Below are 14,523 nucleotides of genomic sequence, written 5' to 3' on the forward strand. Positions count from 1 at the left end.
CCTCCATGAGGATCCGGTCGCGGGGGGGGGGGGGGGCCCCCCCGGCCCCCCCCGCCCCCCCCCCCCCACCCCCCCCCACCCCCACCCCCCGCCGCGCGCGCGCGCGCCCGCGGGCCCCCCCCGGGCCGGTGGTGCGGTGGGGTCAGCGCGGGGCGGACTTGAGGAGGTCGGCGCACTTCTCGCCGATCATCATCGTCGTGATGCACGGGTTGACCGTGACGAGGTCCGGCATGACCGAGCCGTCGGCGACGCGCAGGCCCTCGACGCCCTTGACGCGCAGGCGGGCGTCGAGCGGGGCGAGGCGGTCGTCGTCGGCGCCCATCTTCACCGTGCAGGCGGGGTGGTAGACGGTGTTGTGGGTTTTGTGGATGTAGTCGAGGAGCTCGTCGTCGGTGCGCACGTCCGGGCCGGGTGCCAGCTCGGCGCCCTTCCAGCCCGCGAGGGCCGGCTGCTCGGCGATGAGACGGGCCAGCTTCAGGCCGTACGTCATCACGCGGACGTCGTGCTCGTGCGTGAAGTAGCGCGGGTCGACCTTCGGCTTGTCCCGGTAGTCGCGGGTGCGCAGCCGCACGGTGCCCTTGGAGCGGGCGCGGGTCACGTTCGGGGTGAGGCAGAACGCGTTCTCGGTGGTGGGGTAGCCGTGCCGGGCCGTGTTCATGTCGAAGGGCACCGACCCGTAGTGGAACATCAGGTCGGGCCGGTCCAGGCCGGGCTCGGTGTCGTAGAAGATGCCCGCCTCCCACCACTGGCTGGACCGGGTGGGCATCGGCTGCTTCGCCTCCCACATGATGACGCCCTCGGGGTGGTCCTGGAGGTTCTCGCCGACGCCCGCGGAGTCGACGAGGACGTCGATGCCGGTCTCGCGCAGATGCGCGGCCGGGCCGATGCCGGACAGCATCAGCAGCTTCGGGGTGTCGATCGAGCCGCAGGAGACGATGACCTCGCGCCGGGCGCGGACCGTGCGGGTGTGGATCTGGTCAGGGTCGAGGTACTCGGTGCCGACGCAGCGCCGCCCCTCGAAGACCAGCTTCTTGGCGCGCACCCCGGTGCGGACCTCCAGATTGGGCCGCCGGCCCATGATCGGGTGGAGGTACGCGACCGAGGACGACTGGCGGACGTTGTTCTCGTCCGAGTTGATCTGGAACCAGTTGGCGCCCCGCACCACCGTCGTGCCCGTGTTGAAGGGCGTCGTCGGGATGCCCGCCTGCGCGCAGGCCTCCAGGAGGGCCGTGCCGCACGGGTCGTCGGCGCCCTTGAGGGTGCGCAGTTTCACCGGGCCGGAGCGCCCGTGGTGGTCACCGGGGGCGTCGTTGTTCTCGAGGCGCCGGTACAGCGGGAACAGGTCGGCCGCGGTCCAGCCCGTACAGCCGCCGGCGGCCCACGCGTCGAGGTCCTCGGCGGGCGCCCAGAAGGCGATGCACGAGTTGTGCGAGGAACAGCCGCCGAGCACCTTGGCGCGGGCGTGCCGCATGAAACTGTTGCCGCTGGACTGCGGTTCGACCGGGTAATCCCAGTCGTAGCCGGACTCCAGCAGGCCCATCCAGCGGTCGAGCCGCAGCACGTTGTCGTCGCCGACGTCGCTCGGCCCGGCCTCCAGGACGCAGACCGTGACGTCCGGGTCCTCGGTCAGGCGGGCCGCGACGACGTTGCCCGCGGTGCCGCCGCCGACGACGACGTAGTCGAAGACATCGGTGGCTGTGGTGGTGTCGTTTCCGGCATCGGTGCTCATCGGGTGGTGACCTCTTCCGGGTGGGCTTCGGGGAGGGAGGGAGCGGCGGACTCCGAGGCCCGCGCGGCGTGTTCGGCGAGGACGCAGGTGCGGTGCCGCTGGACGAACCAGTAGTAGGCGAACCCGCCGGCGGCGATCACGCCGACGAACAGGAACGCGCCCCAGCGCAGGTACCAGTGGAACGGGGCGGTGGCGTTGTAGACGGCCGCGCGGGGCCAGAGCAGGTTGACGGTCATGCCGGTGCCCCACAGCACGGCGATGATGTTGACGGGCAGTCCCCAGCGGCCGAGCGAGAACCGGCCGCCGTCGGCGGGCCGCCACTTCCCGCGCAGCCGCGCCACCAGCATCGGCCCGGTGACCAGCAGATACGCGATGTAGATCATCACGATGCCGATGCTGGTGACGACCGTGAAGATCTGCGGCTGGCGGATGTTCACGACGAGGATCCCGAGCGACAGCACCCCGATGATCACGGCCGGCGCGACCGGTGTCCTGAAACGCGGGCTGACCCGGGCGAGCAGCGAGGACGCGGGCAGGTTGTTGTCCCGGGACATCGCGAACGCGAGGCGGATCGCCGCCGTGTGCACGGCCAGCGCGCACACCGTGACCGCGATCAGCACGCACCACAGCATGGCCTTGCCGGCCGTCGGGCCGAGCACGTCGAGCACCACGTACTGCAGTCCGTCCGAGGAGAGCTTCTCGCCGTGCAGCGTGGAGACGCTCATCAGGGCGAGCAGCAGGATCAGCCCGCCGAGGACGAACGAGGCGACGATCGAGCGGATGATGGCGCGCGGCGCGTTGCGCGAGGGGTCCAGGGACTCCTCGCCGAGCGAGGACGCGGTGTCGAAGCCGTACATGACGTACGCGGAGGCGAGCGAGGCGACGAGGAAGGCGCCGAGATAGCCGAAGGACTGGCCGTCCCCGGTGTGCGCGGTCTGCGTCACCACCTGCGGGCCGCGCACGATGTGCACCGCGAACAGGACGATGAGGACGACGGTGGCGATCAGCTCGATGAAGACACCGGCCGTGTTGATGGTGGCCATGAGCTTGACGCCGAACGCGTTGACGAGCGTGGTGAAAAGAATCAGTACGGAAGCGAGGATCACGGCGTTCGTGGCCACGTCGTACGTGCCCGTGCCGTCCCCGACGAACTGGAAGAAGGACGAGATCTGCGGCAGCGTCAGCTGGTAGGCGAGGGCGACGGCCGCGATGGACACGACCGAGGCGAGGAGCATCATCCAGCCGGCGAGCCAGCCGATGTGCGGATTGCCCACCTTCTTCGCCCAGTTGTAGACCGACCCGGCGACGGGGTAGCGGGCGGCCAGCTCGGCGAAGCACAGGGCGACCATGATCTGGCCCGCGAACACCATGGGCCAGGACCACCAGTAGGCGGGGCCGCCGTTCGCGTAGCCGAAGTAGAAGAGCTGGAAGGTGCCGGTGAGGATCGAGATGTAGCTGATGCCCGCGGCGAACGTGTGGAAGCTGCCGAGCGTGCGCTTGAGTTCGGGCCGGTACCCGAACTCGGCGAGCTCGCTGTCGTCGGACGTGCTGCCGTCGGAAGTGCTGTCGTCAGAAATGCTGCTGTCGGAAGTCGGCTTCATCGACGTCTCCTTGAGTGGGGGAGTCACGTCTGGATCAGGCGAACCAGCCCTGCGGCTCGGGGCGGGTGTTGCGCCAGATGTGCTTCGTCTCGCGGTACTCCGCGAGCCCTGCGGGGCCCAGCTCACGGCCGGTGCCCGACTGCTTGTAGCCGCCCCATTCGGCCTGCGGGACGTACGGGTGGAAGTCGTTGATCCACACCGTGCCGAGCCGCAGACCGGCGGCGACCCGGCGCGCCTTCGCCTCGTCGCTGGTCCAGACGGCGCCGGCCAGCCCGTAGATCGTGTCGTTGGCCAGGCGCACCGCCTCGTCCTCGGTCGTGAACCGCTCCACCGTCAGGACCGGGCCGAACGACTCGTCCTGGACGACCGACATGGAGGCGGCGCACTCGTCGAGCACGGTAGGCGGGAAGAAGTGGCCCTTCTCGTACGCCGCCCCGTCCGGCCGGGCGCCGCCGCACCGCAGCACCGCCCCCTCCGCGACACCTCGCGCGACGTACGCCTCGACCTTCTCCAGATGACCCGCCGAGATCAGCGGACCGGTCTGCGCCCGCTCGTCGAACGGGCCGCCGAGCCGGATCTCCCGTGCCCGGCGCACCACCTCGTCGACGAACCGGTCGTGCAGCGCATCCTCCACGAGCAGCCGCGCCCCGGCCGAGCAGACCTGCCCCGAGTGCAGGAACACCGCGGTGAGCGCCATGTCGACGGCCGTGTCGAAGTCGGCGTCGGCGAACACGATGTTGGGGTTCTTGCCGCCCAGTTCCAGCGCGACCTTCTTGACCGTGCCGGCGGCGGCCGCCATCAGCAGGCGTCCGGTGCGCAGGCCGCCGGTGAAGGAGAGCAGGTCCACGTCCGGGTGGTCGGCGAGCGGGGCGCCCGCCTCGGGCCCGGCGCCCAGGACCAGGTTCGCGACACCCGGCGGCAGCCCGGCCTCCTCCAGGAGCCGCACGAGGTGGATCGCGGTGTGCGGGGTCAGCTCGCTCGGCTTGAGGACGAAGGTGTTGCCGGCGGCGAGCGCGGGCGCCACCTTCCACGCCGTCTGGAGCAGCGGATAGTTCCACGGCGTGATCAGCGCGCAGACACCGACCGGCTCGTGCACGACGTGGCTCTCGGCGTCGGGCACGCCCGTCGCGACGACACGGCCGTCGTCGATCGCCGCGAGCCGCCCGAAGTAGCGGAAGCAGTTCACGATGTCGTCGATGTCGTACTCGCTCTCGACGAACCGCTTGCCCGTGTCGAGGGACTCGGCGCGGGCGAGCACGGCCTTGTCCCGGGCCAGCAGGTCCGCGACGCGCAGCAGCAGGTCGCCGCGCTCGGCGGCCGCGGTGCGCGGCCAGGGCCCCGTGTCGAAGGCGCGCCGGGCGGCCGCGATCGCCTCCAGGGTGTCCTTGGGCCCGGCCTCGTCCACGACGGCGACCAGCGAGCCGTCGGCGGGGCAGCGGATCTCCCGGGCGCGCCCCTCGCGCGCGGAGGTCCAGGCGCCGTCGATGTAGAGGTCAGACATGGTCCACCCCCAGCTGCCGGGTGAGCCATTCGTGGAAGATCGTGATGTGGTGCTCGGTCGGCACCAGGACACCTCCGTCGCGGTAGGCGCGCGAGGACATCGCGGGCTGGGTGCGCTCACAGGCCTCGAAGTCCTGGAGGTTGACCCGGTGGAACAGCTCCACCGACTTCGACACGTCGGCGCCCGACTCCACGACCTGCGGGGCGTACAGCCAGTCGCACTCGATGATCGTGCGGTCCTCGGACACGGGGAACATGCGGTGCAGGATCACGTGGTCCGGCACCAGGTTGACGAACACGGTCGGTTTGACCGTGATCGCGTAGTAGCGGCGGTCCTGGCCGTCGGCGACCTCCGGCAGCCGCTCGAAGCCCTCGCTGCCGTCGACCGTGAAGCCCAGGACATCGTCGCCGAACTCGGCGCCGTGGCCCACGTAGTACTGCGCCGCGTAGCCGTCCGCGAACTCGGGGAGCACCTCGGTGAGTTCGGGGTGGATCGTCGCGCAGTGGTAGCACTCCATGAAGTTCTCGACGATCAGTTTCCAGTTGGACTTCACGTCGTAGGTGATGCGCTTGCCGAGCGCCAGTTCCTCGGTGCGGTACTGGTCGATGGCGGCCACGTCGCCGAGCCGTTCGACGGCCGCGCCGATCACCGTCTCCTCGAAGGAGGGCGGTGCGTCGGCCAGGCACACCCAGGCGTAGCCGAGCCATTCCCGCAGCGCGACCTTCACCAGGCCGTACCGCGCGCGGTCGACGTCGGGCATCTTCGTCAGGTTCGGGGCCGCGACGAGCTTGCCGTCGAGGTCGTACGTCCAGGCGTGGTACGGGCACTGGAGGTTGCGGCGCACCTCGCCCGACTCCTCGGTGCAGATCCGGGCGCCGCGGTGCCGGCAGGTGTTGAGGAAGGCGCGCAGCTCCCCGGTGCGGGACCGGGTGATCAGGACGCTCTCCCGGCCGATCTGCACGGTGCGGAACGCGCCGGGCCTGCCGAGGTCGGCGCTGCGCACGGCGCAGAACCACATGGTCTCGAAGATCCGTTCCTGCTCCAGTCGGAACAGGCCGGGGTCGGTGTAGTAACGCCCGGGCAGGGTGGACACCAGGCTGGGGGCGACGGGGGTCGTCGTCACGTGCGTACTCCTCAGGCGGGCGCGGCGGCGAGGCGGTTGGGGTCGAACAGCTCGATGGGGTGCTCGGTGGTGCCGCTCAGGGCGAGGTCGGCGACGATCTCGCCGACCACCGGCACGAACTTGAACCCGTGGCCGGAGAAACCGCAGGCCACGGTGACGGAGTCGGGGTGTTCGGGATGCCGGGCGATCACGAAGTGTTCGTCGGGCGTGTTGGAGTACATGCAGGTCGCGGCCTTCAGGAAGGTGCCCGGCAGGCTGGGGATCCGGCGGGACATGTGCTCCGCCATGGCCTGGATCTCGCCGGCGTGCACCTCCCGGTCGATCGTCTCCGGGCTGCATGCGGTGCCCTTGCGGAAGAAGGCGACCTTGGCGCCGAGATCCGGGCCGTCGATCGACGGGAACCCGTAGATCTGCACGCCCCGCGCGTCCTCCCAGATGTAGACGGGATGCCGCTCGGGGCGGAAGGGCTCCACGCCGCCGGTGGGCTGGAACCAGTACATGACCTGCCGCTCGATGCCGAACGGCACCCCGAGGTCGGTGAGCAGCTGCGGCGCCCAGGCACCCGGGCAGATCACCAACTGGCCCGCGGTGTACGTGTTCTCGGCGGTGTGCACCCGCACGCCGCCGCCCGGGAGGGGCTCCCAGCGGGTCACGGGTTCGTTGAAGTGGAGGTCGGCGTCGTTGCGGGTGGCGAGCTGGAGGTGGGCGACGACTGTGTTCTCCGGGCGGACGAGGCCGGCGCGCGCCTCGTACAGGGCGATCTCGTCGTCGTTCGGGTTCAGGGTGGGGAAGCGGCGGCGGATCTCGTGTGCGTCGAGGAGCTCGTGCGGCAGGTCCCACTGCCGCGCCGAGCGCACCGAACCGGCGACGGCGCGCGCCTCGGGCCGGCCGAGCATGAGGCCGCCGCACAGGGTGGCGACCTCCCGGCCGGTGGCCCGCTCCAGCTCCTCGTACAGCTCGTACGAGCGCAGCAGCAGCGGCACGTACGCGGGGTCCTCGAAGTAGGCCTGCCGGATGATCCGGGAGCCGCCGTGGCTGGACCCGTGGTGGTGGGCGGGGCCGAACTTCTCCAGGCCGAGGACACGGGCGCCGCGCGCCGCCAGGTGGTGGGCGGCGGCGCTGCCCATGCCGCCGAGTCCGATCACGATCACGTCATGGGTGGGGGACATTCCGGATGCCTCCGGGGATCGCAGGGCTGGGGATCGCAGGGGGAGGGTTCAGCGGCGGATGCGGGTCATCTTCGGGTCGAAGAGGGGTTCCTCGGCGACGGTGGCCGGGACCTTCTCGCCGAAGTACTCGACGTGCACCCCGGTGCCGGGCTCCAGCGGCGGCAGCCACGCGTACGCGACGCAGCGGCCCAGGGTGTAGCCGTAGGAGGCGCTGGTGACGTACCCGGCGGGGGCGCCGTCGACGTGGACGGGCTCCTTGCCGAGGACGACGGCCGCCGGGTCGTCCAGGAGCAGCGCGGTCAGCTTGCGGCGCGGCTGCTCGGGGAGGGCCTCCAGGGCGGCGCGGCCGACGAAGTCGCCGCGGTCCATGCGGACGGCGAAGCCGACCCCGGCCTCGTACGGGGTGTGCTCCTCGGTCATGTCGTGGCCCCAGGAGCGGTAGCCCTTCTCCAGGCGCAGGCTGTTGAACGCCGAGCGGCCGGCCGCGATGACGCCGTGCTCCTGTCCGGCCTCCCACAGCGTGTCCCACAGGCGCAGGCCCAGGTCCGCGGTGGTGTACAGCTCCCAGCCCAGTTCACCCACGTACGACAGGCGCATCGCGGTGACCGGGACGTGGCCGAGGTAGGTCTCCTTGGCGCGGAAGTAGCCGAAGCCCTCGTGCGAGAAGTCGTCGCGGGTCAGGGGCTGGACGAGGTCGCGGGCGAGCGGACCCCACACGCCGATGCAGCAGGTGCCCGACGTGATGTCCCTGACCTGCACGTCGCCGGGGGCGTGGCGCAGCAGCCAGTCGAGGTCGGCGGGGGAGTTGGCGCCGACCTGGAAGCGGTCCGGGGCGAGCCGGGCCACGGTGAGGTCGGAGCGGATCCCGCCGGACTCGTTCAGGAGCAGGGTGTAGGTGACGGCGCCGGGCTTCTTGGCGAGGTTGTTCGACGTCATGCGCTGGAGGAAGCCGAGGGCGCCGGGCCCGGTGACCTCCAGACGGCGCAGCGGCGTCATGTCGTACAGGGCGACCTTCTCGCGGGTGACCCGGGCCTCGGCCGCGGCGATCGGCGACCAGTGGCGGGCCGCCCAGGCGTCCCGCTCGGGCACGTCGGCCGCCAGGTGGGCGTTGGCCTCGTACCAGTGCGGGCGCTCCCAGCCGCCGCCCTCCAGGAAGTGCGCGCCGAGCTCCTGCTGACGGGCGTAGAAGGGGGAGACCCGCAGCGGGCGCGGCTGCTCCATCGTCTGGAGCGGGTGGACGACGTCGTACACCTCGACGAACTGCTGCGCGCCCCGGTCGTGCACGTAGGCGGGGGAGCGCTGGGCGTCCTCGAACCGGGTGAGCTCGCATTCGTGCAGGTCGATCGAGGGCCGGCCGTCGACCATCCATTCGGCGACGGCCTTGGCGACACCGGCGGAGTGGGTGACCCACACGGCCTCGGCGAGCCAGAAGCCGCGCAGGTCCCGGCTCTCGCCGAGGACCGGCATGCCGTCGGGCGTGAAGGAGAAGACGCCGTTGAAGCCCTCCTCGATCTCCGCGTCGCGCAGCACGGGGAGCAGCCAACGGCAGTCCTCCCAGCTGGGCGCCCAGTCCTCCTCCGTGAACGGGTACGAGGAGGGCATGTCCATGTTCTTGGCGCGGGCGGCGTCGTAGCCGGGCACCGCGAACGGGTCGACGGGCAGCGGCTTGTGGGCGTAGGAGCCGATGCCGATGCGGTCGGTGTGCTCGCGGAAGTACAGATCGCGGTCCTGGAAGCGCAGGATCGGCTTCGAGGCCTCGGTGCGCGGGTCGTTGACGCCTTCGAGCGCGGGCAGCGGCGTCGTCTTCGCGTACTGGTGGGCGAGTGGCAGCAGGGGGATGTCGATGCCGGCCATGCGGCCGACGACGGGGCCCCAGAAACCGGCGGCGGACACGACGTGGTCGGCGGGGAACGTGCCGCGGTCGGTGACGACGCCGGTGACCTTGCCGTCCTCCTGCTCGATGCCGGTGACGGTGTGGCGCTCCAGGAAAGTGGCGCCGCGCCCCTGGGCTCGGGTCATCTGCGCGCGGGAGGCGAGCAGGGCGCGGGCCAGGCCGTCGTCGGGGGTGTGGAAGCCGCCGAGGACCTTCGACTCGTCGACGAGCGGCCACAGTTCCTTGCAGCGGGCGGCGGAGACCAGCTCGCCGCGTACGCCCCAGGACGCGGCCCAGCCGGCCTTGCGGTGCAGGTCGGCCCAGCGTTCCTCGGTGGTGGCCAGCTCCAGGCCGCCGACCGGGTTGAAGCAGGAAAGCCCGTCCACTTCCAGGGAGTTGAACTTCTCCACGGTGTACTGGGCGAACGCGGTGAGGGTCTTGGACGGGCCGGTCTGGAAGACGAGGCCCGGGGCGTGCGAGGTGGAGCCGCCGGGAGCGGGCAGCGGGCCCTGTTCGAGGACGGTGACGTCGGACCAGCCGCGGGCGGTGAGCTCGTCGGCGAGGGAGCAGCCGACGATGCCGGCGCCGATGATCACGACGCGGGGGCCGCGGGCGGCGGCGGATCCGGGGGTGCTGGACGTGCTGGACATGCCCCTCCTCGGGTGGTGGGGACGGCAGGGAGAAAGGTGGCGGTCTCCCGCCTCCGGGGAGGCGGGAGCGCGCGTCAGGCCGTGGGCACGTGGGGCCGCTCGGCGGCGACCGTGGTGTGCGCGCCGTGGCCGGTGTGGACGACGGTGTCGTCCGGGAGGGTCAGCAGCCGGTCGCGGATCGAGGCCACGATCGTCGGCGCGTCGGAGTACGAGCGGCCGGTCGCGCCCGGGCCGCCGTGGAACAGGGTGTCGCCGGTGAACACGGCACCGAGCGAGGGGACGTACAGGCTGCAGCTGCCCCAGGTGTGGCCCGGGGTGTGCAGCACGCGGACCTCGGTGCCGGCCACCGACAGGCGCATCCCGTCGGCGAGTTCGGCGTCGGGCTTGCGGTCGGGGTGGACCGTCCGCCACAGCTCCTGCTCGGCGGGGTGCAGCAGGACGGGGGCGCCGCTCGCCTCCGCGAGGGCGGCGGCGGCGCCGATGTGGTCGTCGTGGCCGTGGGTGCAGACGACGGCGACGACGCGGCGGCCCGCGACGGCGGAGAGGATCGCGGGCGCGTCGTGCGCGGCGTCGACGACGAGCACCTCGGTGTCGTCGCCGATCAGCCAGACGTTGTTGTCGACGTCGAAGGTCTCGCCGTCGAGGCTGAACGTCCCGGAGGTGACCACGCGTTCGACGCGCACGGAGCCGGCGGCGGCCGCCGTCACAGGACGACCACCGAGCGCAGCACGTCCCCGTGGTGCATCTTCTCGAAGGCCGCCTCGACCTTGTCGAGCGAGATCGTCTCGGTGACGAACGCGTTCAGGTCGAGCAGCCCGTACAGGTACTGGTCGATGAGGAACGGGAAGTCGCGGGTCGGCAGACAGTCGCCGTACCAGGACGACTTGAGGGCGCCGCCCCGGCCGAACAGGTCGATGAGCGGGATCTCGACCTTCATCTCCGGGTCGGGGACGCCCACCTGGACCAAGGTGCCCGCGTGGTCGCGCATGTAGAAGGCCTGCTTGTACGTCTCGGGCCGGCCCACCGCGTCGATCGCGATGTCCACCCCGAAGCCGTCGGTGAGCGCCCGCACGGCCTCGACGGGGTCGGTGCCCTTCGAGTTGATGGTGTGGGTGGCTCCGAACTTCTCGGCCTGGTCGAGCTTCTTGTCGTCGATGTCGACGGCGATCACCTTGCGCGCGCCGTTGAGGCAGGCGCCCGCGATCGCCGCGTTCCCGACGCCGCCGCAGCCGATGACCGCGACCGTGTCGCCGCGCTGCACGTTGCCGGTGTTGACCGCGGCGCCGTAACCGGCCATCACACCGCAGCCGATGAGCCCCGCGGCCTCCGGGCGCGCGGCCGCGTCGACCTTCACCGCCTGCCCGGCCGCGACCAGGGTCTTCTCGGCGAAGGCGCCGATGCCCAGGGCCGGGGTGAGCGGGGTGCCGTCGAGCAGCGTCATGGGCTGCGTCGCGTTGCGCGAGTCGAAGCAGTACCAGGGCCGGCCGCGGCGGCAGGAGCGGCAGGAGCCGCAGGGCGCGCGCCAGGCGATGACCACGTAGTCGCCGGGGGCGACGTCGGTGACGCCGGCGCCGACCTCCTCGACGGTGCCCGCCGCCTCGTGGCCGAGCAGGAAGGGGAACTCGTCGTTGATGGCCCCTTCCCGGTAGTGCAGATCCGTGTGGCAGACCCCGCAGGCCTGCACCTTGACCAGGACCTCGCCCGGTCCGGGATCGGGAACGACGATCGTCTGCACCTCGACGGGTGCGCCCTTCTGCAGAGCGACGACGGCACGGACCTCGTGTGGCACGACCCAACCCCCTTGCTGTTGCGCATCGTACGAATCGTTGCGCTATGAGGAACGACGAGACACATCTTGGGAACGCGGCGGAAGTCCGTCAAGAGGTTGTTCTCAAGAGGTGCGAGACGGGCGGGCGCACGACCCGGCGCACCCCGGCGCATCCCGGCGCACGGGGACGGCGCGAGAACGCACGAGAACGCGGAGCCAGGCCTTCCTGACTCCGCGTTCAGCGTGCGTACGGTGTGCGGGACGTCCTCAGCAGGCGTATCCCATCCGGCGCGACAGCTCCGCCGCGGCCGCCACCGTGTGCTCGGCGACCACCGCGAGCCGCTCCTCGGTCATCCGGTACACCGGCCCCGAGACGCTGATGGCGCCGATCACCTTGCCGTCGTGCGAACGGACCGGCGCCGCGACCGCCGCGAGCCCGATCTCCAGCTCCTCCACGGCGCTGGCGTACCCCTGCCGGTCCACGGTCTCCAGCTCGCTCCGGATCGCCGCCGTGCCCACGATCGTGTGCGGGGTGAACCGCGCGAGGCTGCGCGCAGCCATCCCCTCGCGCAGGGTGGGGGGCAGGTGCGCGAGCAGGACCTTCCCGCTGGACGTGGCGTGCAGCGGGGTGCGCCGGCCGAGCCAGTTCTGCGCGGTGACGGAGGCGGCGCCGCGCGCCTGCATGATGTTGACCGCGGCGTCGTCGTCGAGGACCGCGATGTTCACCGTCTCGCCCAGCTCGTCGGCCAGTTCGCGGCAGACCGGGCCGCCCTCCTGGGAGATGTCCAGGCGCGCGGCCGCCGCGCCCGCCAGGCGCAGCATCGCGGCGCCCAGGTAGTACTTGCCGCGGTCCTTGGCCTGGCCGACCAGTCCGCGGTTCTCCAGGACGCCGAGCAGACGGAACGCCGTGGACTTGTGGACCCCCAGTTCGTCGGCGATCTCCGTCACGCCGGCCTCGCCGCGCCGCGCGAGGCTCTCCAGGACGCTGATCGCCCGGTCGACGGACTGCACGGAGCCGGCGGCACCCTTGGCCGGCTTCTCGGGGGCCGGGTCCAGGAGCTCGGACGCCTCGGAGGGCGTCCGGACGGCTCTGACGCGGCTGTTTCCGCCCGTGCTGGACTTACTCGCTGCACCCTTCCTGACCTGCTTCTTCTCGTGAGGCATAGCTGAATTCTCACCACCTGGCGGCCCTTTGGCGGGCCGCATCTGCGAGAAGCCCTTGACGCGGCGGGCATCCCGACCGGATTCTGTTGCGCATGGCGCTCTTGAGTGCGTGATGCGAAACAATAGGTTACCGGTCGGTCCAGAACAACGAGGGGGACGCATGATTCCCGTCTGCCGCCTTGAAGACCTCCCCGAGGGAGAGTCCGTCCGCATCGACAGCATGCCGCCGATCGCCGTGTTCCACACCGACGGCTCGCTGTACGCCATCGACGACACCTGCACCCACCAGGATGCCTCCCTCTCGGAGGGCTTCCTCGAGGGTTGCCTGGTCGAATGCCCGCTCCACGAGGCGTCGTTCGACCTGCGGACGGGCGTTCCCACGTGTGCCCCCGCCCGCCGCCCGGTCCGCACGCACCGGGTGACCGTCGACGACGGCATGATCCACGTCCACCCCGCGGCCGAGGAGACCACCGCGGCCTGACGCACCCCGCCCCGGAACGGCGAGCTCCACACCCCGCCGGGCGCACCACACCGCACCGCACGACGGACGCGAAAGGCAGAGACTCATGAGGACCGTGACCGTGGTGGGCGCCTCGCTCGCCGGACTGTACGCCGCCCGGGAACTGCGGGCCCAGGGCTTCGACGGCCGGCTGGTGATCGTCGGCGACGAACCGCACCGCCCCTACGACCGCCCCCCGCTGTCCAAGGACTTCCTGTCCGGCAAGGCCCAGGAGAGCGACCTCGCCCTGTCCGACGACGCCGAGACCCTCGAACTGGGCGCCGAGTGGATCTTCGGCGTGCGGGCCCGCGGCCTCGACGCCCGCGGCCGCGTGGTCCTCCTGGAGGACGGCCGCACCGTCTCCACCGACGGCCTCGTCATCGCGACCGGCGCCCGCGCCCGCCGCCTGCCCGGACCCGCCCCGGCCGGCGTGCACACGCTGCGCACCCTCGACGAGGCCCGGGCCCTCCGCGCCGACCTGCTGCGCGGCCCGCAGCGGGTCGTGGTGATCGGCGGCGGTTTCATCGGCGCCGAGACCGCCTCCTCCTGCGCCGCCCTCGGCCACGACGTCACCGTCGTCGAGGCCGCGCCTCTGCCGCTGCTGCCGCAGCTCGGCCCCGACATGGCGGCCGTCTGCTCCACCCTGCACGAGCGCGGCGGCGCCACGCTCATCACCGGGACGGGCGTCGCCGCCCTGGAGGGAGACCCCGCGGTCACCGGAGTGCGGCTCGCCGACGGCCGGGTGCTCCCGGCCGACGTGGTCGTCGTCGGCATCGGCGCGGTGCCCAACACCGAGTGGCTGGCCGGGTCCACGCTCGCCGTCCACGACGGCGTCCTGTGCGACGACGGCTGCGTCACCGCCCTGCCGCACGTCGTCGCGGTCGGCGACGTGGCCCGCGTCGCGGGCGCCCGCGCGGAGCACTGGACCAGCGCCACCGCCCAGCCCCGGGTCGCCGTACGCAACCTCCTCGCGGGCCGGACGGTGGAACACGCCCGCCCGCTGCCCTACTTCTGGTCGGACCAGTACGGCTCCCGCATCCAGTTCGCCGGGCGCCGCCGCGAGGGCGACGTGCCGCGCATCGTCGAGGGCACGATCGAGGAGGGCAGCTTCCTCGCGCTCTACGAGAGGGAGGGCCGCACGACGGCCGCCCTCGCGATGAACCGGCCCCGCCCGTTCACCCGCGTCCGGCGCGAACTGTCCCGCGCCGAGGCGCAGTCGGCGGCGCCCGCCGTCGCCGCCGGGCCCGCCGCGCCGGTCGCGGCCGCGCTCTGACCGTACGTACGCGTCTCCGTATCCCTGAGCCGAGGAGTATTCGTGCTGCACACCTCCCTGCGTGAGCTCGACCCGGATGTCGCCGCCGCTGTCGACGCCGAGCTGAAGCGTCAGCAGTCGACCCTGGAGATGATCGCGTCGGAGAACTTCGCTCCGGTCGCCGTCATGGAGGC

The 14,523-nt window shown here is 71.9% G+C and carries 11 protein-coding genes and 1 pseudogene; 3 read left to right on the top strand and 9 right to left on the bottom strand.

Annotated features, from left to right (window positions below; genetic code table 11):
- Positions 1-142 precede the first annotated feature (142 nt).
- The 9 genes from ACFW9D_RS33535 to ACFW9D_RS33575 form a co-directional block, all read right to left on the bottom strand.
- Positions 143-1,729: a GMC family oxidoreductase gene (locus ACFW9D_RS33535; protein WP_384628331.1), complete on the bottom strand. Its 1,587-nt coding sequence runs from the start codon at positions 1,727-1,729 to the stop codon at positions 143-145.
- Positions 1,726-3,330, bottom strand: coding sequence for an APC family permease (locus ACFW9D_RS33540; RefSeq protein WP_384628333.1), 1,605 nt, complete (start codon positions 3,328-3,330; stop codon positions 1,726-1,728). Before ACFW9D_RS33540 ends, ACFW9D_RS33535 begins: the two co-directional genes overlap by 4 nt.
- Before the next feature lie 34 nt (positions 3,331-3,364).
- Positions 3,365-4,831, bottom strand: coding sequence for an aldehyde dehydrogenase family protein (locus ACFW9D_RS33545; protein ID WP_384628336.1), 1,467 nt, complete (start codon positions 4,829-4,831; stop codon positions 3,365-3,367).
- Positions 4,824-5,954, bottom strand: a complete 1,131-nt coding sequence (locus ACFW9D_RS33550; RefSeq protein WP_384628338.1) for an aromatic ring-hydroxylating dioxygenase subunit alpha — start codon at positions 5,952-5,954, stop codon at positions 4,824-4,826. The genes ACFW9D_RS33545 and ACFW9D_RS33550 overlap by 8 nt, the downstream gene beginning before the upstream one ends.
- Before the next feature lie 11 nt (positions 5,955-5,965).
- Positions 5,966-7,123: an N-methyl-L-tryptophan oxidase gene (gene solA, locus ACFW9D_RS33555; protein ID WP_384628341.1), complete on the bottom strand. Its 1,158-nt coding sequence runs from the start codon at positions 7,121-7,123 to the stop codon at positions 5,966-5,968.
- A gap of 48 nt (positions 7,124-7,171) precedes the next feature.
- On the bottom strand, positions 7,172-9,646 hold the full coding sequence (locus tag ACFW9D_RS33560; protein ID WP_384628344.1) for an FAD-dependent oxidoreductase: 2,475 nt from the start codon (positions 9,644-9,646) through the stop codon (positions 7,172-7,174).
- 74 nt (positions 9,647-9,720) lie between these two features.
- Positions 9,721-10,353 (bottom strand): MBL fold metallo-hydrolase, encoded by a 633-nt coding sequence (locus ACFW9D_RS33565; RefSeq protein WP_384628346.1) that lies wholly within the window; start codon positions 10,351-10,353, stop codon positions 9,721-9,723.
- Positions 10,350-11,435, bottom strand: a complete 1,086-nt coding sequence (locus tag ACFW9D_RS33570; protein WP_188336246.1) for an S-(hydroxymethyl)mycothiol dehydrogenase — start codon at positions 11,433-11,435, stop codon at positions 10,350-10,352. The genes ACFW9D_RS33565 and ACFW9D_RS33570 overlap by 4 nt, the downstream gene beginning before the upstream one ends.
- A gap of 246 nt (positions 11,436-11,681) precedes the next feature.
- Positions 11,682-12,578: an IclR family transcriptional regulator gene (locus ACFW9D_RS33575; protein WP_188336245.1), complete on the bottom strand. Its 897-nt coding sequence runs from the start codon at positions 12,576-12,578 to the stop codon at positions 11,682-11,684.
- A gap of 160 nt (positions 12,579-12,738) precedes the next feature.
- Between ACFW9D_RS33575 and ACFW9D_RS33580 the strand changes: the two genes are divergently transcribed.
- The 3 genes and pseudogenes from ACFW9D_RS33580 to ACFW9D_RS33590 form a co-directional block, all read left to right on the top strand.
- Entirely contained in the window at positions 12,739-13,059 is a 321-nt protein-coding gene (locus tag ACFW9D_RS33580) for a bifunctional 3-phenylpropionate/cinnamic acid dioxygenase ferredoxin subunit (RefSeq protein ID WP_188336244.1), read from the top strand.
- An 85-nt stretch (positions 13,060-13,144) separates the two neighbouring features.
- Positions 13,145-14,350 (top strand): NAD(P)/FAD-dependent oxidoreductase, encoded by a 1,206-nt coding sequence (locus tag ACFW9D_RS33585; RefSeq protein ID WP_384628350.1) that lies wholly within the window; start codon positions 13,145-13,147, stop codon positions 14,348-14,350.
- Between the two features lie 42 nt (positions 14,351-14,392).
- A pseudogene (locus ACFW9D_RS33590) lies at positions 14,393-14,523 on the top strand (serine hydroxymethyltransferase); the annotation flags it as partial.

Source organism: Streptomyces sp. NPDC059524 (assembly GCF_042749255.1).
GTDB lineage: Bacteria > Actinomycetota > Actinomycetes > Streptomycetales > Streptomycetaceae > Streptomyces > Streptomyces xanthii.